A 25,565-nucleotide genomic window follows, 5' to 3' on the forward strand; every position below is an offset into this window, starting at 1 on the left:
AGGCGGGCATGTGTGCGGTTTTTCGCGCGGCGTCAACAGGGGAGTACGCAGTCGATTTGAAAAAGTACGCGCTGTTCCTGATATGGCCTGCGGGCGATCGATGCCGTCGCGGAGGGGTGAAGGCATTGGGTTCCATTGCTTCTCGACGCTTGCTAAACTTCTTCATGCTCATTTCACATCCGGCCCGGCCTGATATTACATATCTCTTCATCGACGCCGGATGTCTAAGGTCGGTAGTGGAGAAGATAGGCGAGAGATATCTGGGTGATAAAGCCGGTGTGACCGTGAGATACGATGTCTTGCGAGGTATCCACCAAAAGGCGTTTTACTACGATGCTGTCCCAGCGAGAGAGCATGGTGAAGAGCAGCATATCTGGCTAGAGGGCATCGATCCGCAAATGGCTGCACTAAACGCTATCAAGTCAACTGACGGCTTTCATGCTCAGTTAGGTGATCTTCGCGGTAGGAAGGCTCGGCAGAAAAAAGTTGATGTGCAGATAGCGGTTGATATGTTGCTTCACACTGTTCGGCAGAACATGGAGCGCTGCACCCTAATTGCTGGTGATATTGACTTTCAGCCTCTTCTAGAGGCTTTGGTGCGCGAAGGTATGTACGTTACATTGTGGCATCCGGATCACGCGGCAGAAGATCTGTTGAACAGTGCTGACAGTTGTATGGCATTAAGTCCAGTGTCGTTAAAATCATGCCTGTATGGCCCGGACGGATTTTGCTTAATACCAGAAAACAATTGTAACATTCGTCCCCATGATCGGTCAGATGTGCATATGACTTGGAAGGTCGGTACTAAGCAGCTTGAGGTGTCGAGATTGGGTCATCAGTGGCTGGTCGAAAGCTATGATCCGCTTGCGTCCGCAACGTCGAGCTATATCGTCCACCCGTCCCTTCGGGTCGCTCTAGCTGCTGCCGAGGATTACTGGCGTATCAAAGTGCCTTCGGAGGTTTACGGTCTGGAGGCTTAAACAAGCGAGCATGGCTCGCAACCAGCTTTGCGCTCGATTAACAGTCGGGAGCTCACTGTTCATCGATGCTCAACCGCTTGGCGATAGAAGGCCCACGCGATAGAAGCGGCGGGAACCAATTAGTGTATTGCACAACTAAAACGGCTGTGCGACAGGGATGGGCGATGATGACAACCAGCTACGATTCCTCCGATTTCGACGCGATGCGCCATGCCATGGTGGCGAGCCAGCTGCGCACCACGGCGGTCAGCGACCAGCGTGTCGTCGCCGCGATGGCGCGCGTTCCGCGTGAGGCGTTCGTGCCCGAGGCGCTGCGGCCCGTGGCGTACCGCGACGGCACGCTGGACCTGGGACAGGGGCGGGCGGTCAATCTGCCGATGGCGACCGGTCGTCTGCTGACCGAGGCGTATCTGGAGGCGGGCGACCGCGTGCTGCTGATCGGTGCAGGCACCGGCTATACCGCAGCCCTTCTCGCCGGGATCGTGACCCAGGTGATCGCGGTCGAGGAAAATGCCGATCTGGTCGCCGCCGCGCGCACCGCGTTGGCGGGGGAGACCAAGGTCGAGGTCGTGCAGGGCGCGCTCAATGCCGGGCATGCTGCGGCGGCCCCCTATGACGTGCTGGTCATCGACGGCGCGGTCGAGGAACTGCCGACCGTGCTGGTCGAGCAGGTCAAGATCGGCGGCCGGATCGTCACGGGTCTGGTCGAGAACGGCGTCACGCGTCTGGCGAGCGGTCGCCGGACCGAGGGCGGCCACGGTGTCCGCGCCTTTGCCGATGCCGAATGCACCATCCTGCCGGGCTTTGCCCGTCCTCGCGCCTTCCAATTCTGAGGGACCATGCGCCTGCACCTGACCTCCAGTCTCACCTCCGGCGTTCTGATCGGTTCGGCCCTGCTGCTTGCCGGATCGGCGTCGGCGGAGACGCTGCGCGAGGCGATGGTGCGGGCGTATCAGACCAACCCGACGATCACCGGCCAGCGCGCCGCCCAGCGCGCGACCGATGAGAATGTGCCGATCGCGAGGTCGAACGGCCTGCCGTCGCTGCAATCCAATGCGCAGATCATCGACAATATCGTTGTCGCCAACAACAACTTCCTGAACCCGGAACGCGTCGGCACCGGGCAGGTGCAATTGTCGGTGCCGCTCTATCAGGGCGGTGCGGTCAAGAATGCGGTGCGCGCAGCCGAAACGCGGGTCGATGCGGGCCGGGCGCAGCTGCGCGGGGTGGAGGCGAACCTCTTCACCAACGTCGTCGCGGCGTACATGAACGTCATCCGCGACGAGGCGATCGTCAATCTCAACACCCGCAACGTCAACGTGCTGGACACCAATTTGCGCGCCTCGCGCGATCGGTTTCAGGTCGGCGACTTGACCCGCACCGACGTCGCCCAGTCCGAAGCGCGGCTGGCGCAGGCGCGTGCGCAGCTTCAGTCGGCGCAGGCGAACTTGATCTCCAGCCGCGAGAATTACGTCAACATCGTCGGGGTCGCGCCCGTCGGCCTGGAGCAGCCGCCCGCGCTTCCCGCGCTGCCCGCGTCGCCCAACCAGGCGGTGGCGGTCGCGCTCGACCAGAATCCGCAGCTGATCGCCGCGCGGCGCTCGGCGGATGCGACCCGCTATGACATCAACGTGGCCCGCGCCAACCGGCTGCCGCGCGTGGCGGCGGTGTCGAGCGGTAACTATTTCAACTATCTGGGCTCGCTGAACGTGCCCAACGTGCCCGTGTCGGGCGTCAACGCGACGGTCGGCGTGCAGCTGTCCATGCCGCTGTTCCAGGGCGGCCGCCCGGCGGCGCAGGTCCGTCAGGCCGAGGCGCTGCGCGGTCAGGCGCTGGAGAACGCGACCGGCACCGAGCGTCAGGTCGTGGCGCAGGTCCGTTCCGCCTATGCCGTGTGGCAATCCTCGCAGGAGGTGATCGCCTCGGCCGAATCGGCGGTGCGCGCCAACTCGCTGTCGCTGGAGGGCGTGCGGGCCGAGAACAGCGTCGGCACCCGCACCGTGCTCGACATCCTGAACGCCGAGCAGGAACTGCTCAACAGCCAGGTGACGTTGGTGACGGCGCGGCGCGACGCCTATGTCGCGGGCTTCGCGTTGATCGCGGCGATGGGCAATGCCGAGGCGCGCGACCTGGGGCTGGACGGCGGTTCGCTCTATGATCCGGTCGTCAACTACAAGCGCGTCCGCAACAGGATTAACGACTGGGGCGGCGACGGCGAGCCTGCGCCGGTCGCCAGCACCACCGCCGGAACCCCCGCCCAGACGGCGGCGATCACCCGTCCGCTCGACCCCGACGTCAACGCCCCTGTTGACAGAAGCCCCGCATTAACCACAGGTGCGGAGGCGCCAAGCCGGCAATAAGGCCGGACAGGGGCCTTGGGGGCAAGAATGGGGTTTGCGGTCATGGGTGAGATCAGCGCCGAGCCGTCGATGGAAGAGATTCTCTCCTCGATCAAACGGATCATTGCCGAAGAAGGCGAAGTGCCCGCGCGGCAGCGTCGCCAGCCGCGCCCGGTGCCCGCGCCTGCGTCCGAGGATGATTCGCCCGAGGTTCTGGAACTCAGCGATCCGATGCCGCTGCGCATGAAGGTCGAGGCTGCCGCCGCCCGCGCCGCCGAATCGGCGATGCGTGCCGTGGCGCCCGAACCGGCTCCTGCGCCCGCTCCGGCCCCCGAGCCGGTGGCGCATGTCGCCGCGCCCGCGCCCGCCGCCCCCCCGGTTCAGGCCGATGCGGAGGAGATCGAGGAGCCGATCGTTTCCCCGCGCGTGGCCGAGGCCAGCCGTGGTTCCCTGGAGGCGCTCAGCCGTATGATGGTCAAGCCCGAACCCACCAGCGACGGCACCCTGGAGGGGCTGGTTCGCGACATGCTGCGCCCGATGCTGCGCGAATGGCTCGATACCCATCTGCCCGAGATGGTCGAGGCGATGGTCGCGCGCGAAATCGCCCGGATCACGCGCGAAGGGCGCTGATCCTGCCCGCCGGCTTTTCCACCTGCATCAGGATGCAAGCGGAACCGGCGGCATCCGTCCGGGTTCGTGGGGTATGAACCCGACACCCGAGACGCCCGATCTATCGAAGTCGACGCGCTCGGCCGTGTCGTCCCCGCCGATCGCCGATGCGAAGCAGCCGCATTCGGGCCAGTCGGACATCTTCTTCGCCGCCGTGAAGACAACGCGGATGCCGATGATCGTCACCGATCCCCGGCAGCCGGACAATCCCATCGTCTTCTGCAACGAAGCGTTCAGCTTCATGACCGGCTATTCCGAAGAGGAAATTCTCGGCACGAACTGCCGCTTCCTGCAGGGGCCGGAAACGGACCGCAACGTGGTGGCGCAAATCCGTGCCGCAGTGGAACGGCGCGACGAGATCGCGGTCGAACTGCTCAACTATCGCAAGAACGGCTCGACCTTTTGGAACGCGCTGTTCGTCTCGCCGGTCTATGACGATGCGGGCGAGCTGGTCTATTTCTTCAGCAGCCAGCTCGACATTTCGCGCCGCCGCGAGGCCGAGGACGCGCTGCACGAGGCGCAGAAGATGGAGGCGGTCGGCAAGCTGACCGGCGGCATCGCGCATGACTTCAACAATCTGCTCCAGGTCATCATCGGTTATGCCGATATCCTCGAGGCGCGGGTCGATCAGGGCGACCGCGGCGGACGCCGCGCGGTCGAGGCGATCGCCGCCGCCGCCGCGCGCGGCGCGACGCTGACCCAGCAACTGCTCGCCTTCGCCCGCAAGCAGGAGCTGCGCGACCGGCTGCTCAACTTCAACCAGCTGATCGAGGATTTCCGCCCGATCCTGAACCGCACGGCGGGCGAGGGCGTGGTGATGCGCCAGCGGTTGGAGGAAAATCTCTGGAACTGCCGGATCGACCCGGTCCAGGCCGAGATGGCGCTGCTCAACATCGTCACCAATGCGCGCGAGGCGATCGCGCGCAGTCGGGGGCAGGGCGAGATCACCATCTCGACCCGCAACATGATCCAGTCTGCCGACAGCGCCGACGGTCCGGCCAATCTGGAGCCCGGCGAATATGTGGTGGTCCGCGTCGCCGATGACGGACCGGGCATCGACCCGCAGATCGCCGACAAGATCTTCGACCCCTTCTTCACCACCAAGGAAATGGGGAAGGGCGCGGGGCTGGGTCTCGCCATGGTTTATGGCTTCATGCGCCAGTCGGGCGGGCTGGCCACGGTCGAGCCGGACGGCGAGGGCGTGGCGCTCGCGCTGTATTTCCCCCGCGCCGCCGGAGTCACCGAACGTCGCGCCGCACCCGTCCAGCCTGCGCGCAGCGGCGGGGTCGAGCGTGTGCTGATGGTCGAGGATCAAGAGGATGTCGGCGATCTCGGCAAATCGATGCTGGAGGATTTGGGCTATGACGTCGTCCTGACCCGCAGCGCGCGCGAGGCGCTGGACCATCTGGCGCGGGACAGCGATTTCGCGCTGCTGTTCACCGACATCCTGATGCCCGGCGGCATGAACGGCGTCGCGCTGGCGCAGGTGGTGCGGCGCGATTATCCGCATCTGTCGGTGTTGCTGACCACCGGCTTTGCCGACGAGGCGATCGACGAGGGCGCGCGCTCCTATGAGCTGATCCGCAAGCCCTATCGCCGCGCCGACCTGAACGAACGGATTCGCGCGGTCCTCGACCGGCCGGGTGCGCGAACCTGACATAAGTTCGCTTAAGCCTATTCCTCCCGTGCAAGGGGAGGGGGACCATGCGGAGCATGGTGGAGGGGTGTCCCCCCTCTCGATAGGGTGACACCCCTCCGTCAGGCCTGCGGCCTGCCACCTCCCGTTGCAGGGGAGGAATAGTGGGACAAGGCGATCGGCCCGATGGGACACGCTCCGGATAGCATCTGGCGTCACGCCGCGCGGGTGATTAAGGCAGCGGCATGACTGAGCTGCCCAAGACGTTCGACCCCGCCGCAATCGAAGCCCGCTGGTATGGCCATTGGGAGGAAAAGGGCCTGTTCCGCCCCGACCGCCCGAATGCCGAGCCGTGGACGATCGTCAACCCGCCGCCCAACGTCACCGGCAACCTGCATATCGGCCATGCGCTCGACAACACGTTGCAGGACATCCTCGTCCGCCATGCCCGGCTGAAGGGCAAGGATGCGCTCTGGGTCGTCGGCACCGATCATGCGGGCATCGCGACCCAGATGGTGGTCGAGCGTCAGATGAACGCGCGTGGCGAAAAGCGCACCGACTTCACCCGCGACCAGTTCCTGGAAAAGGTCTGGACGTGGAAGGCGGAGAGCGGCGGCCAGATCACCGGCCAGCTGCGCCGCCTGGGCTGCTCGATGGACTGGGCCAATGAGCGGTTCACCATGGACGAGGGCTTCAGCAAGGCGGTGCTGAAGGTATTCGTCGACCTGTACCGTCAGGGCCTGCTCTATCGCGACAAGCGGCTGGTCAACTGGGATGCGGGGCTCGGCACCGCGATCAGCGATCTGGAAGTCGAAACGCGCGAAGTGAAGGGCAGCTTCTGGCGCCTGCGCTACCCGCTGGCCGACGGATCGGGCTTTATCGAGGTCGCGACGACCCGGCCTGAGACGATGCTGGCCGACATGGCGGTCGCGGTCCATCCGGACGATGCGCGCTATACCGCGCTGATCGGCAAGCAGGTCCGCCTGCCGATCACCGGCCGCCTGATCCCGATCGTCGCCGACGAACATGCCGACCCGGAGCTGGGATCGGGCGCGGTCAAGATCACGCCGGGCCACGACTTCAACGATTTTGAGGTCGGTCGCCGCGCAGGGATCGAAGCGCGCGACATGCTCAACATGCTCGATGGCAAGGCGCATATCTGCCAGACCTCGGATGGCCTGATCCCCGACGCGTTCCTCGGCCTGTCGACCGCCGATGCGCGCAAGGCCGTGGTCGCGCGGTTGAAGGACGAGGGCGTCCTGATCCCGCATATCGACAAGGACGGCGAGGAGCATGACGCCGAGCCGCGCACGATCCAAACTCCGTTCGGTGATCGTTCGGGCGTGGTGATCGAGCCGTGGCTGACCGACCAATGGTATGTCGACGCCAAGACGCTGGCCCAGCCCGCGATCCAGGCGGTGCGCGGCGACGATATCAAGATCGTACCGCAGGCGTGGGAAAAGACCTTCTTCAACTGGATGGAGAATATCCAGCCCTGGTGCGTCAGCCGCCAGCTCTGGTGGGGCCACCAGATTCCGGCCTGGTTTGCCGATGACGGCCGCGTGTTCGTCGCCGAAACCGAGGAAGAGGCGCAAGGCCAGGCAGGCGAGGGCGTCACCCTGACCCGCGACCCGGACGTGCTGGATACCTGGTTCTCCTCCGCGCTCTGGCCGTTCGCGACGCTCGGTTGGCCGGACAATGGCGACAAGACGCTGGCGGGGCGTTACCCGAACGACGTGCTGATCTCCGGCTTCGACATCCTGTTCTTCTGGGATGCGCGGATGATGATGCAGGGCCTGCACTTCATGGAGGATGTGCCCTTCAAGACGCTGTATCTCCACGGTCTTGTTCGCGCCGCCGACGGCTCCAAAATGTCGAAGTCGAAGGGCAATACGGTCGATCCGCTGGGCCTGATCGACCAGTATGGCGCCGACGCGCTGCGCTTCTTCATGGCGGCGATGGAAAGCCAGGGCCGCGACATCAAGATGGATGAGCGCCGGGTCGAGGGCTATCGCAACTTCGCGACGAAGCTGTGGAACGCGGCGCGCTTCGCCCAAGCCAATGGCATCGGCGCATCGACCACGCTGGAGGCCCCGAACGCCACGCTGGCGGTCAACAAGTGGATCATCGCCGAGACGGTGAAGACGGTGCAGGCGGTGGACCTCGCGCTGGCCGACTACCGCTTCGACGGCGCTGCGAACGCGATCTACCAATTCGTCTGGAGCCGTTTCTGCGACTGGTATCTCGAACTCATCAAGCCGGTCCTTCAGGGCGGCGAAGAGGGGGGTGACGAAACCCGCGCGGTGGCGGGCTGGGTGCTCGACCAGATCCTGGTCCTGCTCCACCCCTTCATGCCCTTCATCACCGAGGAACTGTGGCACGCCATGGGCGCGCGCGATCACGACCTGATCGTGGCCCAGTGGCCGATGGCCGACGCCCGCGCGCTCGACCCCGAGGCGGAGCGCGAAATCGACTGGCTGATCCGTCTGGTCAGCGAGATCCGCGCGGCGCGCACCGAACTCAACGTGCCACCGGGCGCGCGTCTGCCGATGCATGTGCGTGACGCGAACGAGGGGACGACAGCACGCCTGACCCGTCAGGCTTCGGCACTGGCACGTCTGGCGCGTGTCGAGGCGGCCGAGGGTGAAGCGACCGGTGGTGCGCTGCAGGTCGTGGTGGATGAGGCGACCTTCGTCCTGCCGCTGGAAGGCGTGATCGACCTCGATGCCGAGCGTCAGCGCCTGACCAAGGCAATTGCGGCGGTTGAGAAGGAACGCGACGCGCTGGGCGGGCGGCTGAGCAACGCCAGCTTCGTCGAACGCGCCAAGCCCGAAGCGGTGGAAAAGGCGAAGGCCGACCACGCCGACAAGATGGCCGAAGCCGCCCGCCTGCACGCGGCGCTGGGCCGCCTGGGCTGATCCGCCTGATTCCTCCCGGTCGCCCGACGGGGAGGGACTTACCCTTGCTCGCCCAGTCGCCGCAGCCGCCGGATACGCGGCTCGCGCTGGAGTTGCGCCTCGCGCCGGATGACCTGGCGCAGCTCGTCGCGCTTTTCATGGATTGACGCGATCACAGGGCCCATCGCGACGCCCAGATCGACCAGCACCGCCTCCGACAATTGCAGCGAGCTTTCCAGCGTCTCGGGCACCGCCTCGCTGACGCCCGCACGGTACAACTCGGTCGCATGCGCCATGTCGCGGGCGCGTGCGATGATCGGCAGGTGGGGGGCGGCCTCGCGGATGCGCCGCGCCAGCCGCACGGTGAGCACCGGATCGTCCATCGTCAGGATCAGCGCGCGCGCGGCGGGCAGGTTCAGCCGGTCGACCAACTCTGCCCGTGCCACGTCGCCGAACAGCACCGGATAGCCCGCCCGCCGCGCCTCGCCGACCGAATCGATATCCGCCTCGACCGCGACATAGGGCTGGCCATGGACGGTCAGCATGTCGGCGATCATCTTTCCGACGCGGCCGAAGCCGATGACCACGGTGCGTCCGGTATCGGCATCTGCTTCGGGAGCGGGGGGCAGTTCGCCGCTGCGCGCTTCGATCCGACGCGAGATGACCCGGCCCGCCTTGGCGAGCAGCGGGGTGATCGTCAGGCCGATCGCGGTCACCGTCTGCCAGAAGCTGGCGGTCGAGGGCAGGATCAACTGCGCCTGCGCCGCCGTTCCCAAGACGATCAGCGTGGTTTCGGACGGGCTGCCCATCAGCAACCCCGTCTCCGCCGCGACGCCACGTCTGGCATGCGCCACGCGCAGCAGCAGATAGGTGACGATTGCCTTGACCGCGACGACGCCGACCACCGCGAGCAGTAGCATGTCCCAGTTCTTGGCGATCAGGCGCAGGTCCAGGCTCATGCCGACTGTAATCAAGAACACGCCGAGCGCGAGTCCCTTGAACGGCGCGGTCATGACCTCGACCTCGGAATGATATTCGGTTTCGGCGATCAGCAGGCCCGCCAGCAGCGCGCCGACGATCGGCGACAGCCCGGCGGCGGTGGTTGCGACGCTGGCGACGATGACGACCAGCAGCGAGGCGGCCAGGAACAGCTCGGGGCTCTTGGTCCGCGCGGCCTGGGCGAACAGGCGCGGCAGGACGAACTTGCCGCCCAGATACATGGCGACCACCGTCAGACCACCTCGCAACGCGACGCCCGCAATGCCGACCCAGCCTTCGTCGCTGGCGGTCGGTGCCATGGCGCCCAACGCGAAGATGATCGGGACCAGCGCCAGATCCTCGAACAAAAGCATGGCGAAGGCGCCGCGGCCCACCGGGCTCGTCGTGCCGACCAGCGGCAGCACCAAAGCGGTTGAGGACAGGGTAAGAGCAAGGCCCAGACCGATCGCTCCGGCCCAGCCTTGCCCCAGCATATGAAGCGCGATCCCGATTAGCGCCGCCGAGCCGATCAACTCCGCCGCACCGGTGCCGAACACCAGCCGCCGCATCGCCCAAAGTCTGCGAAACGATAGCTCTAAGCCTATGGAGAACAGCAATAAGATGATGCCGAACTCGGCAAAGGGCTCGATCGACTCCGGGTTGGAGATGGTCAAATAGTAGAGCCATGGCGCATGGGGTACGAGCGATCCCAGCCCCGCCGGGCCAACCAGCAGCCCGACCAAGATGAACCCGATGACCGGGCTGACCCGAAAGCGCGCAAAGGCGGGAATGACGATCCCCGCCGATCCGAGGATCACGAGGGCGTCGGAAAAGCCCTGATTGTCTAACCGAAGTGCCATGGCGCCAGACTAGCCCGGCTTTGTCGCGCTTGTCAGGTCGTTAATCCCACGAAACGACGATGGGGCGATTCGTCCAATGGGGCAGGGCGTAGGGGCGGCGGTAGGGCGGCGTGATGAAGCCGCTCCGTTTTATCGCCGCCCTTGCCATTCTGCCCTGTCTGGCGCTCTCAGCGTGCGGGGATGGCGACCGGGCGGAACGGCTCAAGAAAGCGGGGCCGAACCCGTCGCTCGACGCGCTGATTCAGGTCGCGGATGCCGATGCGGGCGCGCGGACCTTCGGCCAGTGCCTGGCCTGCCACACGATCGGCAAGGGCGAACTCGACCGGGCAGGGCCGAACCTGCACGGCATCATGGGCAAGCCGGTCGCGGGCGGGAGTCCGCGCTATGGCTATACCGCCGCGTTGGAGCGGATTGGCGGGCATTGGGACCGTGCGACGATGAACCGCTGGCTGACCTCCCCGCAACGCTTTGCACCGGGAACGAAGATGACCTTCCCCGGACTGCCCGACCCGCTCGCGCGGGCGGATGTGATTGCGTATCTGGAGCGGGAAGGGCGGGAATAGGCGAAACGCCAAACGGCGAGGGCGGGGCGTGCGCTTCGACTTCGCTTAGCGTAAACGGCGGTGAAGATAGCGCGCCCCTAATCCTCAACAGCCGTTCAGCCTGAGCGCAGTCAAAGGCTACGCGGAAACCTCTCCAATATCTGTTTTGCAGAGCGTTTCCCGTGGCCTTCGACTGCGCTCAGGCTGAACGGGGGTGGGGCAGGGTACAAAAAAAGGCCCGGAAGCAACGCCTCCGAGCCCCTTCTTCATAACCTTTCGGCAGACATTACTGCCAGTTGGCCATCGCGGTTTCGAGGTTGACGCGGATCGCCTCGAAGAACTGCTCGGTGGTCATCCAGGGCTGATCCGGGCCGATCAGGATCGCGAGATCCTTGGTCATCTGGCCGTTCTCGACGGTCTGGACGCAGACCTTTTCCAGCGTCTCGGCGAAGCGGACCACGTCGGGCGTGTTGTCGAACTTGCCGCGATACTTCAGACCGCCGGTCCAGGCGAAGATCGACGCGATCGGGTTGGTCGAGGTCGCCTTGCCCTGCTGGTGCTGGCGATAGTGACGGGTCACGGTGCCGTGCGCCGCTTCCGCCTCGATGGTCTTGCCGTCCGGGGTCATCAGGACCGAGGTCATCAGGCCCAGCGAGCCGAAGCCTTGCGCCACGGTATCCGACTGCACGTCGCCGTCATAGTTCTTGCAGGCCCAGACGAATTCGCCGTGCCACTTGAGCGCCGAGGCGACCATGTCGTCGATCAGGCGGTGCTGATATTCGATGCCCGCCGCCTTGAACTGCTCGGCGAATTCGGCGTCGAACACTTCCTGGAAGATGTCCTTGAAGCGGCCGTCATAGGCCTTCAGGATGGTGTTCTTGGTCGACAGGTACACCGGCCAGCCGCGGTTCAGGCCATAGTTCATCGAGGCGCGTGCGAAGTCGCGGATCGATTCGTCGAGATTGTACATGCCCATGGCGACGCCGGCGGCGGGGAAGTTGAACACCTCCTCCTCGATCGACTCGCCATTCTCGCCTTCCCACTTCAGGGTCAGCTTGCCCTTGCCGGGCACTTTGAAGTCGGTCGCCTTGTACTGGTCGCCGAATGCGTGACGGCCGACGACGATCGGGTGGGTCCAGCCGGGGACGAGGCGGGGAACGTTCTTGATAACGATCGGCTCGCGGAACACCACGCCGCCCAGGATGTTGCGGATCGTGCCGTTGGGCGACTTCCACATCTTCTTCAGGCCGAACTCCTCGACGCGCTGCTCGTCGGGGGTGATGGTCGCGCACTTGATCGCGACGCCGTACTTTTGGGTCGCATGGGCGCTGTCGATCGTCACCTGGTCGGCGGTCGCATCGCGATTCTGGACCGATAGGTCGAAATAGGCGAGCTCGATGTCGAGATACGGCTTGATCAGGCGTTCGCGAATCCACTCCCAGATGATCCGGGTCATTTCGTCGCCGTCGATCTCCACGACGGGGGTGTTTACCTTGATCTTCGCCATATGCGCATCCTTCAGATTAGGCGGGTTTGCCACGCGTCTAGGGGAGGGGGCGCGGCGGATCAACCACCCCTGAGGATAGGCGAAAGGACCGGGGCGAACCGAAAAGATTGTGCGATGGCCGGTGGACAGGTAGACAGGCCCGATGCCTTCGCTTGAAAAGCCCCCCGTCGCGACCACCACCGTCAAGTGGCGCTTCCCCGCCGTCCATCCCGAAGGGCGCAAATATGTGCTGATCGGGGCGGGCCTGACCCTGCTTGCGACGCTCGTTACCAAAGTGCTGTTCTGGCCGTTCGTCGGCCTGTGCATCTGGATCGCCGCCTTCTTCCGCGATCCCGTTCGTACCACGCCGCAGGGCGACGACCTGATCGTCGCGCCCGCCGACGGCCTGGTCACGATGATCCAGCGCGTTCCGATTCCGCGTGAGCTGGTCGGCGAGCTGGGCGAGGCGCCGCTGGTCCGCGTGTCGATCTTCATGTCGGTGTTCGACGTTCACATCAACCGCACGCCGGTCGCGGGCGTCATCCGGCAGGTCGTCTATATCTCGGGCAAGTTCTTGAACGCCGATCTCGACAAGGCGTCGGACGAGAATGAGCGCCAGCATTTCGTGGTCGAGGGGCGTGACGGTCGCAAGTACGGTTTCACCCAGATCGCCGGTTTGGTCGCGCGTCGTATCGTCGGTTTCGTGAAGCCCGGGGATATGGTCGCCGCCGGTCAGCGTGTCGGCCTGATCCGCTTCGGCAGCCGCGTCGACGTGTACCTGCCCGATGACGTTACGCCGCAGGTCTGCCTGGGCCAGCGCTCGGTCGCGGGCGAGACGGTGATCGGCCGTGTCGGCGGCAAGCCGATGACCGGCATCGCGCAGTAAGCCGCCCGCTTCGATGGCCATTTCCCCCCGTTTCGCGCGCCGTCGCGCCGATGGCGCCCCGCCTCGCGGTCTTCCCCTGCGGGCGATCATTCCCAATGCGGTGACCGCGCTGGCGCTGGTCTCCGGGCTGACGGGGGTGAAGTTCGCCATTGCCGGATCGTGGGAAGCGGCCGTCACCATGATCATGGTCGCGGCGGTGCTCGACGGGCTGGACGGCCGGATCGCCCGGTTGTTGCGCGGGGAAAGCCGCTTCGGGGCGGAGCTTGATTCGCTGTCCGACGCCATTTCCTTTGGCGTCGCGCCTGCCCTGATTCTGTATCTCTGGTCGCTGGAAAACCTGCCACGTATTGGCTGGATCTGCGCGGTGCTTCAGGCCGTGTTCTGCGCGCTGCGTCTGGCGCGGTTCAATTCGCAACTCGATGTGACGGATCAGCCGCGCAAGACGGCGGGCTTCTTTACCGGCGTTCCCGCCCCCGCCGGGGCCGGGCTGGCCATGCTACCGCTATATCTGTGGTTCTGGACGGGCGAGCCAATCTTTTCGTCGCCCTATCTCGTCGCGCCCTGGGTGGCGCTGGTCGCTCTGCTGATGGTGTCGAGCCTGCCGACCCTGTCCTGGACCTCGTTCCGCCTGCGCCGCCATGTGCGGTTCGAGGCTCTGGCGATCATCGTACTGGTCGGGGTCGCGCTGATCTCGGCGCCATGGCACGCGCTGACTGCGCTGTGCCTAGCCTATCTGCTGAGCATCCCCGTCACCATGATCGCCTATGCCCGGCTCAAGCGGCCGCGCGGCGGCGGAGCATCGGCGAAGGGGCAGGCGAACCCGCCGACCAGCGTCTGATGGCGATCCGCCGCTCGGCCACGACCAAGGTGGCCAGCGGCGTGAAGGCCGGTTCGACATGGCCGGTGGCCAGATGCAGGATGCGGCGCCATTGGGGTGCGATCATCATCGCTATGGTGGTCAGGGCTGCCGCCAGGGCGCCCGTGAAAACCAGAACACTCACCACGATCATCATGATGTCAGCCTCCTGCCGTACTGTACGATCCGGCACATTAACCCGACCGTAACCGTTGATTTTTTCATCCAGTTCCGTCGCCGGATCGGCGACATCAGGATAAACCGTGCCAAATCCGCGACGTTGCGAAAGCGTTATGCGACGGTTAACCTGTGTTCCCTGTTGTGATCGCTTTATGTTCCGCCGATGTTCTCATGTCAACAAGCATCGGAACAAAAGTGAACGGCGCATCGCGCTTGCCATCAGGTTTTCGATCGGCTAAGCGCCCGCCCCTCAACACCGCATGGGAAGCATCATATTTCGGTGCGCATGGGCTTTGCCCGCCGCGTCATCCGCTTCCCAGAGGACTAACCGGAAGGAATTACATTATGGCGGCACCCGTCGTCACCATGCAGCAGCTGGTCGAGACCGGCGCGCACTTCGGCCACCAGACCCATCGCTGGAACCCGAAGATGAAGCCCTACATCTTCGGCGACCGTAACGGCGTCCACATCCTCGACCTGTCGCAGACCGTGCCGCTCTTCGCGCGCGCTCTGGAGTTCATCAGCTCGACCGTCGCGGGCGGTGGCAAGGTCCTGTTCGTCGGCACCAAGCGCCAGGCGCAGGAGCCGGTCGCCGAGGCCGCTCGCCGCGCGGGCCAGCACTTCGTCAACCACCGCTGGCTGGGCGGCATGCTCACCAACTGGAAGACGATCTCGAACTCGATCAAGCGCCTCAAGACCCTTGAGGAGCAGCTGTCGGGCGACACGCACGGCCTGACCAAGAAGGAAGTGCTGAACCTGACCCGCGAGCGCGACAAGCTCGAGCTGTCGCTGGGCGGCATCCGCGACATGGGCGGCATCCCGGACGTGATGTTCGTGATCGACGCCAACAAGGAAGAGCTGGCGATCAAGGAAGCCAACACGCTGGGCATCCCCGTCGTCGCGATCCTCGACTCGAACGTCTCGCCCGACGGCATCGCCTTCCCGGTTCCGGCGAACGACGACGCCAGCCGCGCGATCCGTCTGTACTGCGAAGCCGTTGCCATTGCCGCGACCCGTGGCAACAACGAGCAGCAGCGCCGTGGTGGTGCGGACTTCGGCGCGATGGCCGAGCCGCCTGTCGAGGAAGCGCTGACCGTTGCCCCGGCCGAGACGGCCGAGCAGGCGGTCGAGGCCGAGCGTCAGCTCGACGCGTAATCGCACGGACGCCCCGCGATGCGGGCGGGGCGATCATCGACCGGGCGGGCATGGCCTCCGTTCGATGACATCGGCTTGACATGCAAGCCGTGCTAAGGGCCGCCTCCGATGGGGCGGCCCTACCCGCATCCCCCTTTTCAGACAGAGGATTGAGACAATGGCCGATATCACCGCAGCGATGGTCAAGGACCTGCGCGAAAAGAGCGGCGCGGGCATGATGGACTGCAAGAAGGCGCTCAACGAAGCCGCTGGCGACATGGACGCCGCGCTGGATTGGCTGCGCACGAAGGGCCTGGCGGCCGCGCAGAAGAAGTCGAGCCGTACCGCCGCTGAAGGTCTGGTCGGCGTCGCCACCAACGGCACCGTCGGTGCTGCCGTCGAAGTGAACTCGGAAACCGACTTCGTCGCCAAGAACGACCAGTTCCAGGCGTTCGTTAAGGACGTGACCGCGATCGCGCTGAAGACCGGCGACGACATCGAAGCGCTGAAGAACGAAGCGATGCCGCAGGGCGGCACCGTCGCCGAAGTGCTGACCAACAATGTCGCGACCATCGGTGAGAACCAGTCGCTGCGTCGCGCCAAGCGCCTCGAAGTGTCGAAGGGCGCGGTCGTGTCCTACGTCCACAACCAGCAGGCACCGGGTCTCGGCAAGATCGGCGTGCTGGTCGCGCTGGAGTCGGAAGCCGCCGACGACGTGCTGCAGTCGCTGGGCCGCCAGCTGGCGATGCACATCGCCGCTGCCTTCCCCAAGGCGCTGAACGAGGAAGACCTGGACGAGGCCGAGATCGAGCGTGAGCGCGCGATCGCGACCGAAAAGGCCGCCGAGTCGGGCAAGCCCGCCGACATCATCGCCAAGATGGTCGAAGGTGGCATCGCCAAGTACCGCAAGGAGCACGCGCTGGTCAGCCAGCTGTTCGTGATCGACGGCAAGACCAAGATCAGCGACGTCGTGGCGAAGGCCGGCAAGGACGCCGGTGCCGAGATCAAGCTGGTGGACTATGTCCGCTTCCAGCTGGGTGAAGGCATCGAGAAGGAAGCGTCGGACTTCGCGGCCGAAGTGGCTGCCGCGTCGGGCGTTCCGCAGAAGGCGTAATTCCTGCGCCGTCCCTTGATGGGACGGTGAGATAAAGGGGGGGCGGCTGCCGCAAGGTGGCCGCTCCCTTTGCATGTGGGCGGAGGGTGGACTCTCCCATCCTCCGTTCGCCCTGAGCGAAGTCGAAGGGCACGGGGTGAACGGAGCCCCAAGGGCTTCGACTTCGCTCAGCCTGAACGGATGTAGGGTGATGGGTCGGGGGCGCTTGCGTGCGTCCCACGAAAATCCCCGCAACCCGCCGCTCCATGGTTGCCCGCTGGCCGGTCGCCGCCTAAGGTCCGCGCCACTTTCATCACCAAGATCCGAGAAACGATGACCACCCCGCGCTTCAAACGTATCCTTCTGAAATTGTCGGGTGAGGTCCTGATGGGCGAGGGTGGCCTGGCCATCTCGCCCGAGATCACCGCGCGCGTGGCGCAGGAGATCGCCGATGTCCGCGCCAAGGGCTATGAGCTGTGCATCGTCGTGGGCGGTGGCAACATCTTCCGTGGCCTGTCGGCGGCGGCCAAGGGGATCGAGCGGGCGACCGCCGATTATATGGGCATGCTGGCGACCGTGATGAACGCGCTGGCGGTGCAGAACGCGCTGGAACAGATCGGCGTCGACACGCGCGTCCAGTCGGCCATTCCGATGTCGAGCGTGTGCGAACCCTTCATCCGTCGCCGTGCCGAGCGGCATCTGGAAAAAGGCCGCGTCGTGATCTTCGCCGCCGGTGTCGGCTCACCCTTCTTCACCACCGACAGCGGCGCCGCGTTGCGTGCCGCCGAGATGAAGTGCGATGCGCTGTTCAAGGGCACCAGCGTCGACGGCGTCTATGATGCCGATCCCAAGAAGGTGCCGACCGCGACCCGTTACGAAACTGTCACCTTCTCCAAGGTGCTGTCCGACGACCTGAAGGTCATGGACGCCTCGGCCATCGCGCTGTGCCGCGACAACAATATCCCGATCGTCGTCTTCAACATCCGCGAACATGGCAATTTCGGTGCCGTGCTGTCGGGCCAGGGTGTGTCGACGATCGTCCAGAACGCAGGAGCTTAAATCATGGCAGCCTATGACAAGTCCGACCTCGAGCGCCGTATGCAGGGCGCGGTCGAATCGCTGAAGCACGACCTGAACGGCCTGCGCACCGGCCGTGCCTCGACCGCGCTGCTCGATCCGGTGACGGTCGAGGTATATGGCAGCCACATGCCGCTGAATCAGGTCGCCACCGTCTCCGCGCCCGAGCCGCGCATGCTGTCGGTGCAGGTGTGGGACAAGTCGAACGTGTCGTCGGTCGAAAAGGCGATCCGCTCGGCGGGTCTGGGCCTGAACCCGATCAATGACGGCCAGACGCTGCGCCTGCCGATCCCCGACCTGACCGAGGAGCGCCGCAAGGAACTCGCCAAGCTGGCCGGCAAGTACGCCGAGGGCGCGCGCATCGCGGTGCGCAACGTCCGCCGCGACGGCATGGACAGCCTGAAGGTCGACGAGAAGAAGGGCGTCTTCGGTGAGGACGAGCGCAAGCGCCACGAGACCGAGGTGCAGAAGCTGACCGACGCCACCATCGCCGAGCTGGATGCGGCGGCGGCGGCCAAGGAAAAGGAAATCCTGGGCAAGTGAGTCCTCCGGCCGCCTCGGCCCAGACGGCTCTGGGGTCGCTGGTGGCCGTGCCCGATACGGGTGCGGTCCCGCGTCACGTCGCGATCATCATGGACGGCAATGGCCGCTGGGCCAAACGCCGCCTGCTGCCCCGCTTCGCCGGTCACAAGGCCGGGGTCGATGCCGTGCGCCGGATCGCGCGCGCGACACGGGCGATGGGGATCGAGGCGCTGACGCTCTACGCCTTCTCGTCGGAGAATTGGCGGCGGCCCGAGACTGAGATCAGCGACCTGATGGGCCTGTTGCGCATCTTCCTGCGCAAGGACCTGGCCGAGCTGGTGTCGGACAATGTCCGGTTGCGGGTGATCGGCGACTATCGCCGCTTCCCCGCCGACCTTGTGGCGCTGATCGACGATGCGATCGAGCGTACGGCGGCCAACAGCGGTCCGGTCCTTGCTATCGCGCTGAACTACGGCGCGCAGGCAGAACTGGTCGAGGCGACCCGGCGACTGGCCCGCAAGGTCGCGGCCGGTGAGATGGCGGCGGAGGCGATCACCCCGGAGGCGATCGAGGGCGAGTTGCAGACCAACGGCCTGCCGCCGCTCGACCTGGTGATCCGCACCTCGGGCGAGCAGCGCCTGTCCAACTTCCTGCTGTGGCAGGCGGCCTATGCCGAGCTGCTGTTCGTCGACACGCTCTGGCCCGATTTCGACGAGACGGCGCTGGCCGATGCGGTGGCCGAGTTCGGCCGACGACACCGGCGTTTCGGCGGCCTGTGACCGACCCTAAATCCCCCAAGGCCGGAGCGCCCGAGGCGGCCCCGGCCAACCCGCCCGCGTCCGGCATGTCCAACCTGACCAAGCGGGTGCTGGCCAGCATCGTGATGATCGCGGTGGCCAGCGTCTGTCTGGCGCTGGGCGATCTGGCCTTCTGGCTGCTGGCGGTCGTCGTCGCCCTGTTCATGATGGCCGAATGGTCCGACCTGCTGAAGGTCGATGCCAAGCAGAAGCGGCTGGCGCAGTTCGCGTTGTCGGTGCCGCTCGCCATCATGGCGCCGGGGCTGGCGGCCGGACCGGGCTTTTTCGCGCTGGGGCTGATCGCGGCGACCTTCTTTTTCCTGACCATCGTGTCGCGCCGCCCGGAATATGGGGCAGGGGCCTTTTACGTTGGCTTGCCCGTCTTTTCGCTGCTGGCGATCCGGCTGCATGACGACGGGCTGGTGCTGTCGCTCTGGTCGATGGCGATCGTCTGGGCCTGCGACAGCGGCGCGTTCTTTGTCGGGCGGCAGTTCGGCGGGCCGAAGCTGGCCCCCAGCATCAGTCCGGCAAAGACCTGGTCCGGCCTGATCGGCGGCGTGGCGGCGGCGACGTTGCTGGCGGTGCTGATGCGCTGGGCGCACGGCCTGCCGCTGCATCTGGTCATCGCGACGCCGGTGCTGGCGGTGCTGGCGCAGATGGGCGACCTGTTCGAGAGTGCCTTGAAGCGGCGTGCGGGCGTCAAGGACAGCGGCAACGTCCTGCCCGGCCATGGCGGCGTGATGGACCGGCTGGACGGCATCGTCCCGGTCGCGCCGGTCGCGGCTCTTCTGATCTTCCTGCCGGGCCTGTTCTGATGCGCAGCGTAACCATTTTGGGCGCGACCGGGTCGGTCGGCACCTCGACGCTGGACCTGATCGAGCGCGAGCCGGACCGTTACCGCGTTCGCGCGCTGACCGCCAATTGCGATGTCGCCAAGCTCGCGGCGGCGGCGAAGCGGACCAACGCCGAGCTGGCGGTGGTCGCGGACGAACGCTGCCTGCCTGATCTGCGCGCAGCGCTGGCTGGAACCGAGACTCGCGTGGCGGGCGGCCGTGCGGCGGTGATCGAGGCGGCGGCCATGCACGCCGACTGGACGATGGGTGCGATCGTCGGTTGCGCCGGGCTGGAGCCCGCCATGGCCGCGATCGCTAATGGCGGCACGGTGGTTCTCGCCAACAAGGAGCCGTTGGTGTCGGCGGGTGAGGTGGTGCTGGCGGCGGCGGCCAAGGCGGGGGCGACGCTGCTCCCGGCCGACAGCGAGCATAACGCGATCTACCAGTGCTTCGACTTCGCGCGGCCCGAGCGAGTGCGCCGGATCGTCCTGACCGCCAGCGGCGGCCCGTTCCGCCAGTCTACGACCGAAGAGATGCGCCGCGTCACCCCCGAACAGGCGGTGGCGCATCCCAACTGGTCGATGGGTGCCAAGATCTCGGTCGATTCGGCGACGATGATGAACAAGGGGCTGGAGCTGATCGAGGCCGCGCGCCTGTTCCCGGTCCCCTCCGACCGGATCGAGATCGTGCTGCATCCGCAGTCGGTGATCCACTCGGCGGTCGATTATGTCGACGGCTCGATGCTGGCGCAGTTGGGGCCCTCGGACATGCGTGTCCCGATCGCGCATTGCCTGGCCTGGCCCGACCGGATGCCGACGCCGATGGCGCCGCTCGACCTGGTTGCGCTGGGGCGGATGGACTTCGCCGCGCCCGATCCGGTGCGCTTTCCCGCGCTGCGGCTGGCGCGGGCGGCGCTGGAGGCGGGCGGGGCGGCTCCGGCCATCCTCAATGCCGCGAACGAGATCGCGGTGGCGGCTTTTCTCGCACGTCGCATCGGCTTCCTCGAAATTGCCGCAATCGTCGAGGATGTTCTTCATCGCTACGACCCGGCCCCACCGGAGTCGCTCGACGCGGTGATCGCGATCGATGCGGAAACCAGGGCGATCACGGCCGAGCGCGTTGAGGATTGCGTCGTTTGATCGAAACCCCCGGCCTGTTGTTGACCATCCTGGCCTTTGTCCTTGCCCTCGGCCCGCTCGTGTTCGTGCACGAGATGGGGCATTATCTCGCCGGACGGCTGTTCGGCGTGAAGGCCGAGACCTTCTCCGTCGGCTTCGGTCGCGAGATCGCCGGGTTCACCGACAAGCGCGATACGCGGTGGAAGATCGGCTGGTTGCCGCTGGGCGGTTACGTCAAGTTCGCGGGCGACATGAACCCGGCGAGCCAGCCCGACGCCGCCTGGCTGTCGCTGCCGCCCGAGGAACGCGCCCGGACCTTCCAGGCCAAGCCGGTGTGGCAGCGCGCGATCATCGTCGCGGCGGGGCCTGCGATCAATTTCGTCGCGGCGATCCTGATCCTGGCGGGCTTCGCCTATGCTTACGGCGAGGCGGTCGTGCCGCCGGTGGTCGGACAGATCATGCCCGGCAGCGCAGCGGCGGCGACCAGCCTTCGTCCCGGCGACCGGGTGACGGCGATCGACGACCGCGCCGTCACCGACTTCGCCGACATCGCCCGCTATGTGCAGATTCGCGCAGGCGACCGGGTGACGATCGCGGCGACGCGGGGCGGCACGCCGTTCACGACCAGCGCGACCATCGGCACCGAGGAACAGCGTGACCGCTTCGGCAACAGCTATCGCATCGGCCGCCTGGGCCTGCGCGGCGCGGGCACGGTCGACATCCGCCCGGTCAGCCTGCTGCGCGCGCCCGTCGTCGCGGTTCGGCGCACCGGCGAGATCGTCCGCATGATGGTCGAGACGCTGGGCCAGGTGATTTCGGGTCGCCGCTCGGTGAAGGAACTGGGCGGGCCGGTGTCTATCGCCAAGGTATCGGGCGAACAGATGTCGCTCGGCCTCGATGCCTTTGTTTTCTTCGTGGCGCTGGTGTCCATCAATCTCGGGTTCATCAACCTGTTGCCAGTGCCGATGCTGGATGGCGGCCATCTTCTCTTCTATGCGATCGAAGCGGTGCGGCGACGCCCCCTGGAGCCGGTGGCCCAGGAATGGGCGTTTCGCGGCGGTTTGATCGCGATCCTGGCCCTGATGCTCTTCGTGACCTTCAACGATCTAGGCAATTTGGGGCTATGGAAAAATATCCGCAGCTTGATCGGCTGACGCCGATGGGGCAGGGCGCGAGGACGACAGGGGTCGGTTCGACTTTTCTGGGGTGGGTTTGGTGACAGCAATGACGGGTATGAAGACTGTGCGCGCGGGCGCCATGCTGCTGGCGGGCACGATGCTGTCGGGTGTTCCCGTCATGGCGCAGACCGCGCCGGCCGCTCCGGGGGCGAAGGCGACGCCGGGCGCTGCCCCGGCACCGCTGGTGGCTCCGGCGCCGGTGCGCACGATCAAGACGCTGCGGGTCGAGGGCGCCCAGCGTATCGAGCCCGAGACGGTGTTGTCCTACACCAAGCTGCGGGTCGGCATTCCGTACACCCCGGAAACGCTCGATCAGGCGCTGAAGGACCTTCAGGCGTCCGAGCTGTTCGCCGACTTCTCGATCTCCGGCGTCGAGACGGGCGACATCGTGCTGCGCGTGCGCGAGAACCCGATCATCAACCGGGTCATTCTGGAAGGCAACAAGCGCCTGAAGGAAGACAAGATCAAGAAGGAGATCAAGCTGTCTCCTCGTCAGATCTTCACCCGCACCGCCGTCCGTCAGGACGTGGCGCGCATCATCGAGTTGTATCGTCGCCAGGGCCGGTTCGGCGCGGTGGTCGAGCCGAAGATGGTCAATCTCGACCAGAACCGCGTCGACGTGGTGTTCGAGATCAGCGAGGGGCCGAAGTCCAAGGTCCGCCAGATCAACATCATCGGCAACGAGAAATTCTCCGACGACGAGCTGCGCGGTGCGATGTACACCAAGCAGTCGCGCTGGTTCCGCTTCCTGTCCTCGGCCACCAGCTATGACCAGGATCGTCTGGCGGCCGACCAGCAGAAGCTGCGCCTGTTCTACCTGACCAACGGCTATGCCGATTTCCGCGTGACGAGCGCGGTCGCCGAGCTGACGCCGGACAAGAAGGACTTCATCATCACGTACGTGGTGGAGGAAGGTCCGCGCTACAAGTTCGGCGACGTGAAGGTCGACAGCCAGATCCGCGACTTCGACAACGAGAAGCTCGCCCAGTCGCTGCCGATGAAGAAGGGCGACTGGTACAACGCCAAGCTGATCGAGGACTCGATCGACAGCCTCAGCCAGACGGCGGGCCTCTTCGGCTATGCCTTTACCGACGTGAACCCCGACTTCCAGCGTGACAAGGACACGCTGACCATGTCGATCACGTTCAACATCGCCGAGGCCAAGCGCACCTATGTCGAGCGGATCGACATCAATGGCAACACGCAGACGCAGGACAAGGTCGTCCGCCGTGAAATCCGCGTGGCCGAGGGCGACGCCTTCAACAGCTTCCAGGTCCGGCGCAGCCAAGACCGCATCAACTCGCTCGGCTATTTCCAGGAAAAGCTGGAGATCAAGCAGAACCCCGGTTCGTCGCCGGACCGCATCGTGCTCGAAACCAATGTCGAGGAACAGTCGACCGGCTCGCTGCAGCTGTCGGCCGGTTACTCGTCGCTGGAACGCTTCATCATCCAGGCGAACATCACCCAGCGCAACTTCCGCGGCAAGGGCCAGGAACTGCGCGCCGGTGTGAACTATTCGGCCTATTCCAAGTCGATCGAGCTGGGCTTCACCGAGCCTTATGTGTTCGACAAGAACATCGCGCTGGGCGTCGACGTGTTCCGTCGCGACTTCAACTCGTTCAACTATCTGGGCACCACCCGCCAGACGACCTATAGCCAGGTCTCGACCGGCTTCCAGGTGCGCGCCGGTGTGCCGCTGACCGAATATTGGTCGCTGTCGGGTCGCTACGGCCTGACCTATGACCAGGTCGGCCTCGCCTCGTCCTTCTTCAATGCCGATGGCTCGTGCAACTTCCAGCAGGCGGGCCGCTATCTGTGCGATTCGATCGGCAATCGCTGGACCTCGTCGGTCGGCTATTCGCTGATCTATGACAGCCTGAACAGCCGCCTGCGTCCGACCGCCGGGCATCGCTTCTCGTTCAGCCAAGACTTTGCCGGTTTGGGCGGCGACGTGAAGTATATCCGCACCCGCGCGGAAGGCGCCAAGTTCAAGGGGCTGGGCAAGGGCTTCGTCTTCTCGATCCTGGGCGAGGGCGGTTACATCCACTCGCTCGAGAGCAGCCGTGGTCCGGGCATCGATCCGGTCCGCATCGTCGACCGCTTCTATCTGGGCGAGCCGCAGTTCCGTGGCTTCGACATTCGCGGCGTCGGCCCGCGGGTGCTGCGCGTACCGTATGTGATCGGTGCGGACGGCAGCCAGTCGCTGGGCAAGGACCGGCAGCAGTTCGTCGACGACGCGCTGGGCGGCCGTGCTTACTATCTGGCGCGCGCGGAGCTGGAAATCCCGTTGGGTTCGGGCGCGCGTGAAATGGGCCTGCGCCCCAGCGTCTATGTCCAGGCGGGCAGCCTGTGGGGCGTCACCCGGCCGCTGCCCTCGCTCAATTTCCCGCAGGCGAAGGACGCCAACGGCAACCCGCTGTTCAACAAGGATGGCTCGCCGACGCTGGCGCCGGTCGCCCAGACCGATTCCCAGGGGCGTCCGCTCTATCAGGTGCCCAGCACCGCGACGGACGGCACCGCGGGCTTCACCACCACCTGTCAGACCGGCTATTCCTCGACGCTCGGCGGGGCGTGTTCGGGCACGACGACCAATCTCGCGCTCCAGAACACCAACTATGCCCAGGAGCAGTTCTACCTCGGCACCTGGAAGCCGCGCGTGTCGGTCGGTGTCGGCGTGAACTGGAATTCACCATTTGGTCCGCTGCGCATCGACCTTGCCAAGGCATTGGTCACGCAGCCGGGCGACGACCCCAAGCTCATCACTTTCAACGTAGGGACGCAGTTCTGATGAAGACCATTTCCAAGCTCCTCCTCGCGGCGGCCCTCGTCGCGCCGGCCGCGACCGTCGCCACCACTGCCTCCGCGCAGGTGAACGGTGTCGCCGTCGCCGACCCGCAGGGTGCGATCGCCGGTTCGCGTGCCTGGACCGCCGCCCGTCAGCAGATCGAGACAACCTACAAGACGCAGCTGGACCAGGCCGAAGCCCGTCGCGCCGCGATCGGCCGCGAGCTGGAGCCGCTGGTCCAGGCGTTCCAGACTGCCCGTTCGGCCCCCAACGCCAACGAAGCCGCGCTGCGCACCCAGGCCCAGTCGATCCAGGCCAAGCAGCAGGCCGGTGAGCAGGAACTGGCTCGCCTGACCCAGCCCGCCGCCCGCGCGCAGACCTATGCGGTCGAGCAGATCCAGGCGCGTCTGGGCGAAGCGGTGCAGAACGCCGTGCGCGCCAAGAATGTCAGCCTGCTGGTCAGCCCGCAGGCCGTGCTGTTCATGCAGCCGACCGCCGACATCACGTCGGCGGTGACCGCCGAGCTGGACAAGCTGGTCCCGACCGTCAGCATCACGCCGCCCGCCAACTGGCAACCCGGCCAGCAGGGTCAGCAGCAGGGCGCAGCCCCCGCCGCCGCCGCTCCGGCGGCCGCCGCCCCGGCGCCTGCGCGTCGTCAGAACAGCGGCCGGTAATACGCGGTGACGGACGTCGTGAACGACGAGGGGAAGACCGTCATC

Annotated in this window: 22 protein-coding genes; 20 read left to right on the top strand and 2 right to left on the bottom strand. The window is 65.8% G+C overall.

The window, feature by feature from the left end; genetic code table 11:
- Positions 1 to 8: 8 nt before the first annotated feature.
- From KV697_RS19095 to KV697_RS19120, 6 genes are all read left to right on the top strand, one after another.
- A complete protein-coding gene (locus KV697_RS19095; protein WP_219019518.1) occupies positions 9 to 980 on the top strand; it encodes an NYN domain-containing protein in 972 nt (323 codons plus the stop codon).
- A gap of 164 nt (positions 981 to 1,144) precedes the next feature.
- Entirely contained in the window at positions 1,145 to 1,813 is a 669-nt protein-coding gene (locus tag KV697_RS19100; protein ID WP_219019519.1) for a protein-L-isoaspartate O-methyltransferase family protein, read from the top strand.
- A 6-nt stretch (positions 1,814 to 1,819) separates the two neighbouring features.
- Positions 1,820 to 3,340, top strand: coding sequence for a TolC family outer membrane protein (locus tag KV697_RS19105; protein WP_219019520.1), 1,521 nt, complete (start codon positions 1,820 to 1,822; stop codon positions 3,338 to 3,340).
- A gap of 42 nt (positions 3,341 to 3,382) precedes the next feature.
- Positions 3,383 to 3,949, top strand: a complete 567-nt coding sequence (locus tag KV697_RS19110) for a DUF2497 domain-containing protein (protein ID WP_219019521.1) — start codon at positions 3,383 to 3,385, stop codon at positions 3,947 to 3,949.
- Positions 3,950 to 4,022: 73 nt separating this feature from the next.
- Positions 4,023 to 5,645: a histidine kinase famiy protein gene (locus KV697_RS19115; protein WP_306822665.1), complete on the top strand. Its 1,623-nt coding sequence runs from the start codon at positions 4,023 to 4,025 to the stop codon at positions 5,643 to 5,645.
- Positions 5,646 to 5,869: 224 nt separating this feature from the next.
- Entirely contained in the window at positions 5,870 to 8,542 is a 2,673-nt protein-coding gene (locus KV697_RS19120; RefSeq protein WP_219019522.1) for a valine--tRNA ligase, read from the top strand.
- Positions 8,543 to 8,580: 38 nt separating this feature from the next.
- Here the strand turns inward: KV697_RS19120 and KV697_RS19125 are convergent, their stop codons facing one another.
- Positions 8,581 to 10,359, bottom strand: coding sequence for a cation:proton antiporter domain-containing protein (locus KV697_RS19125; protein WP_219019523.1), 1,779 nt, complete (start codon positions 10,357 to 10,359; stop codon positions 8,581 to 8,583).
- A gap of 113 nt (positions 10,360 to 10,472) precedes the next feature.
- Here KV697_RS19125 and KV697_RS19130 point away from each other — a divergent pair, with 113 nt between their 5' ends.
- Entirely contained in the window at positions 10,473 to 10,922 is a 450-nt protein-coding gene (locus tag KV697_RS19130; protein WP_219019524.1) for a c-type cytochrome, read from the top strand.
- Positions 10,923 to 11,187: 265 nt separating this feature from the next.
- On the opposite strand, the gene KV697_RS19135 is transcribed toward KV697_RS19130, so the two are convergent.
- Positions 11,188 to 12,408, bottom strand: a complete 1,221-nt coding sequence (locus KV697_RS19135) for an NADP-dependent isocitrate dehydrogenase (RefSeq protein WP_058751803.1) — start codon at positions 12,406 to 12,408, stop codon at positions 11,188 to 11,190.
- Positions 12,409 to 12,550: 142 nt separating this feature from the next.
- Between KV697_RS19135 and KV697_RS19140 the strand changes: the two genes are divergently transcribed.
- The 13 genes from KV697_RS19140 to KV697_RS19200 all read left to right on the top strand — a co-directional run bounded on the left by KV697_RS19140 (position 12,551) and on the right by KV697_RS19200 (position 25,520).
- Positions 12,551 to 13,273, top strand: a complete 723-nt coding sequence (locus KV697_RS19140; RefSeq protein ID WP_219019525.1) for a phosphatidylserine decarboxylase — start codon at positions 12,551 to 12,553, stop codon at positions 13,271 to 13,273.
- 13 nt (positions 13,274 to 13,286) lie between these two features.
- On the top strand, positions 13,287 to 14,111 hold the full coding sequence (pssA, locus tag KV697_RS19145; protein WP_219019526.1) for a CDP-diacylglycerol--serine O-phosphatidyltransferase: 825 nt from the start codon (positions 13,287 to 13,289) through the stop codon (positions 14,109 to 14,111).
- A 58-nt stretch (positions 14,112 to 14,169) separates the two neighbouring features.
- On the top strand, positions 14,170 to 14,454 hold the full coding sequence (locus KV697_RS19150) for a hypothetical protein (RefSeq protein WP_219019527.1): 285 nt from the start codon (positions 14,170 to 14,172) through the stop codon (positions 14,452 to 14,454).
- A 200-nt stretch (positions 14,455 to 14,654) separates the two neighbouring features.
- On the top strand, positions 14,655 to 15,464 hold the full coding sequence (gene rpsB, locus KV697_RS19155) for a 30S ribosomal protein S2 (RefSeq protein ID WP_219019528.1): 810 nt from the start codon (positions 14,655 to 14,657) through the stop codon (positions 15,462 to 15,464).
- A 157-nt stretch (positions 15,465 to 15,621) separates the two neighbouring features.
- Complete coding sequence (gene tsf / locus KV697_RS19160; protein WP_219019529.1) at positions 15,622 to 16,557, top strand: translation elongation factor Ts; 936 nt, start codon at positions 15,622 to 15,624, stop codon at positions 16,555 to 16,557.
- 312 nt (positions 16,558 to 16,869) lie between these two features.
- A complete protein-coding gene (gene pyrH, locus KV697_RS19165; RefSeq protein ID WP_219019530.1) occupies positions 16,870 to 17,595 on the top strand; it encodes a UMP kinase in 726 nt (241 codons plus the stop codon).
- 3 nt (positions 17,596 to 17,598) lie between these two features.
- Positions 17,599 to 18,156, top strand: a complete 558-nt coding sequence (frr, locus tag KV697_RS19170; RefSeq protein WP_042487694.1) for a ribosome recycling factor — start codon at positions 17,599 to 17,601, stop codon at positions 18,154 to 18,156.
- Positions 18,157 to 18,245: 89 nt separating this feature from the next.
- On the top strand, positions 18,246 to 18,914 hold the full coding sequence (gene uppS / locus KV697_RS19175) for a polyprenyl diphosphate synthase (RefSeq protein WP_257575897.1): 669 nt from the start codon (positions 18,246 to 18,248) through the stop codon (positions 18,912 to 18,914).
- A 65-nt stretch (positions 18,915 to 18,979) separates the two neighbouring features.
- Complete coding sequence (locus KV697_RS19180) at positions 18,980 to 19,747, top strand: phosphatidate cytidylyltransferase (RefSeq protein ID WP_219021519.1); 768 nt, start codon at positions 18,980 to 18,982, stop codon at positions 19,745 to 19,747.
- Positions 19,747 to 20,904: a 1-deoxy-D-xylulose-5-phosphate reductoisomerase gene (gene dxr, locus KV697_RS19185; protein WP_219019531.1), complete on the top strand. Its 1,158-nt coding sequence runs from the start codon at positions 19,747 to 19,749 to the stop codon at positions 20,902 to 20,904. Before KV697_RS19180 ends, dxr begins: the two co-directional genes overlap by 1 nt.
- Entirely contained in the window at positions 20,901 to 22,037 is a 1,137-nt protein-coding gene (gene rseP / locus KV697_RS19190) for an RIP metalloprotease RseP (RefSeq protein WP_219019532.1), read from the top strand. The genes dxr and rseP overlap by 4 nt, the downstream gene beginning before the upstream one ends.
- 79 nt (positions 22,038 to 22,116) lie before the next feature.
- A complete protein-coding gene (gene bamA, locus KV697_RS19195) occupies positions 22,117 to 24,849 on the top strand; it encodes an outer membrane protein assembly factor BamA (RefSeq protein WP_219019533.1) in 2,733 nt (910 codons plus the stop codon).
- Positions 24,849 to 25,520: an OmpH family outer membrane protein gene (locus KV697_RS19200; RefSeq protein WP_219019534.1), complete on the top strand. Its 672-nt coding sequence runs from the start codon at positions 24,849 to 24,851 to the stop codon at positions 25,518 to 25,520. The genes bamA and KV697_RS19200 overlap by 1 nt, the downstream gene beginning before the upstream one ends.
- Positions 25,521 to 25,565 lie beyond the last annotated feature (45 nt).

Origin of the sequence: Sphingomonas sanguinis, from assembly GCF_019297835.1 — a bacterium.
GTDB lineage: Bacteria > Pseudomonadota > Alphaproteobacteria > Sphingomonadales > Sphingomonadaceae > Sphingomonas > Sphingomonas sanguinis_D.

Bases quoted from the DNA above. Each gene is read 5' to 3' on its own strand.
- KV697_RS19095 (WP_219019518.1), top strand. From the start codon at position 9: ATGTGTGCGGTTTTTCGCGCGGCGTCAACAGGGGAGTACGCAGTCGAT.
- KV697_RS19100 (WP_219019519.1), top strand. From the start codon at position 1,145: ATGATGACAACCAGCTACGATTCCTCCGATTTCGACGCGATGCGCCAT.
- KV697_RS19105 (WP_219019520.1), top strand. From the start codon at position 1,820: ATGCGCCTGCACCTGACCTCCAGTCTCACCTCCGGCGTTCTGATCGGT.
- KV697_RS19110 (WP_219019521.1), top strand. From the start codon at position 3,383: ATGGGTGAGATCAGCGCCGAGCCGTCGATGGAAGAGATTCTCTCCTCG.
- KV697_RS19115 (WP_306822665.1), top strand. From the start codon at position 4,023: ATGAACCCGACACCCGAGACGCCCGATCTATCGAAGTCGACGCGCTCG.
- KV697_RS19120 (WP_219019522.1), top strand. From the start codon at position 5,870: ATGACTGAGCTGCCCAAGACGTTCGACCCCGCCGCAATCGAAGCCCGC.
- KV697_RS19125 (WP_219019523.1), bottom strand. From the start codon at position 10,359: ATGGCACTTCGGTTAGACAATCAGGGCTTTTCCGACGCCCTCGTGATC.
- KV697_RS19130 (WP_219019524.1), top strand. From the start codon at position 10,473: ATGAAGCCGCTCCGTTTTATCGCCGCCCTTGCCATTCTGCCCTGTCTG.
- KV697_RS19135 (WP_058751803.1), bottom strand. From the start codon at position 12,408: ATGGCGAAGATCAAGGTAAACACCCCCGTCGTGGAGATCGACGGCGAC.
- KV697_RS19140 (WP_219019525.1), top strand. From the start codon at position 12,551: ATGCCTTCGCTTGAAAAGCCCCCCGTCGCGACCACCACCGTCAAGTGG.
- pssA (WP_219019526.1), top strand. From the start codon at position 13,287: ATGGCCATTTCCCCCCGTTTCGCGCGCCGTCGCGCCGATGGCGCCCCG.
- KV697_RS19150 (WP_219019527.1), top strand. From the start codon at position 14,170: ATGGCCGGTGGCCAGATGCAGGATGCGGCGCCATTGGGGTGCGATCAT.
- rpsB (WP_219019528.1), top strand. From the start codon at position 14,655: ATGGCGGCACCCGTCGTCACCATGCAGCAGCTGGTCGAGACCGGCGCG.
- tsf (WP_219019529.1), top strand. From the start codon at position 15,622: ATGGCCGATATCACCGCAGCGATGGTCAAGGACCTGCGCGAAAAGAGC.
- pyrH (WP_219019530.1), top strand. From the start codon at position 16,870: ATGACCACCCCGCGCTTCAAACGTATCCTTCTGAAATTGTCGGGTGAG.
- frr (WP_042487694.1), top strand. From the start codon at position 17,599: ATGGCAGCCTATGACAAGTCCGACCTCGAGCGCCGTATGCAGGGCGCG.
- uppS (WP_257575897.1), top strand. From the start codon at position 18,246: ATGGACGGCAATGGCCGCTGGGCCAAACGCCGCCTGCTGCCCCGCTTC.
- KV697_RS19180 (WP_219021519.1), top strand. From the start codon at position 18,980: ATGTCCAACCTGACCAAGCGGGTGCTGGCCAGCATCGTGATGATCGCG.
- dxr (WP_219019531.1), top strand. From the start codon at position 19,747: ATGCGCAGCGTAACCATTTTGGGCGCGACCGGGTCGGTCGGCACCTCG.
- bamA (WP_219019533.1), top strand. From the start codon at position 22,117: ATGAAGACTGTGCGCGCGGGCGCCATGCTGCTGGCGGGCACGATGCTG.
- KV697_RS19200 (WP_219019534.1), top strand. From the start codon at position 24,849: ATGAAGACCATTTCCAAGCTCCTCCTCGCGGCGGCCCTCGTCGCGCCG.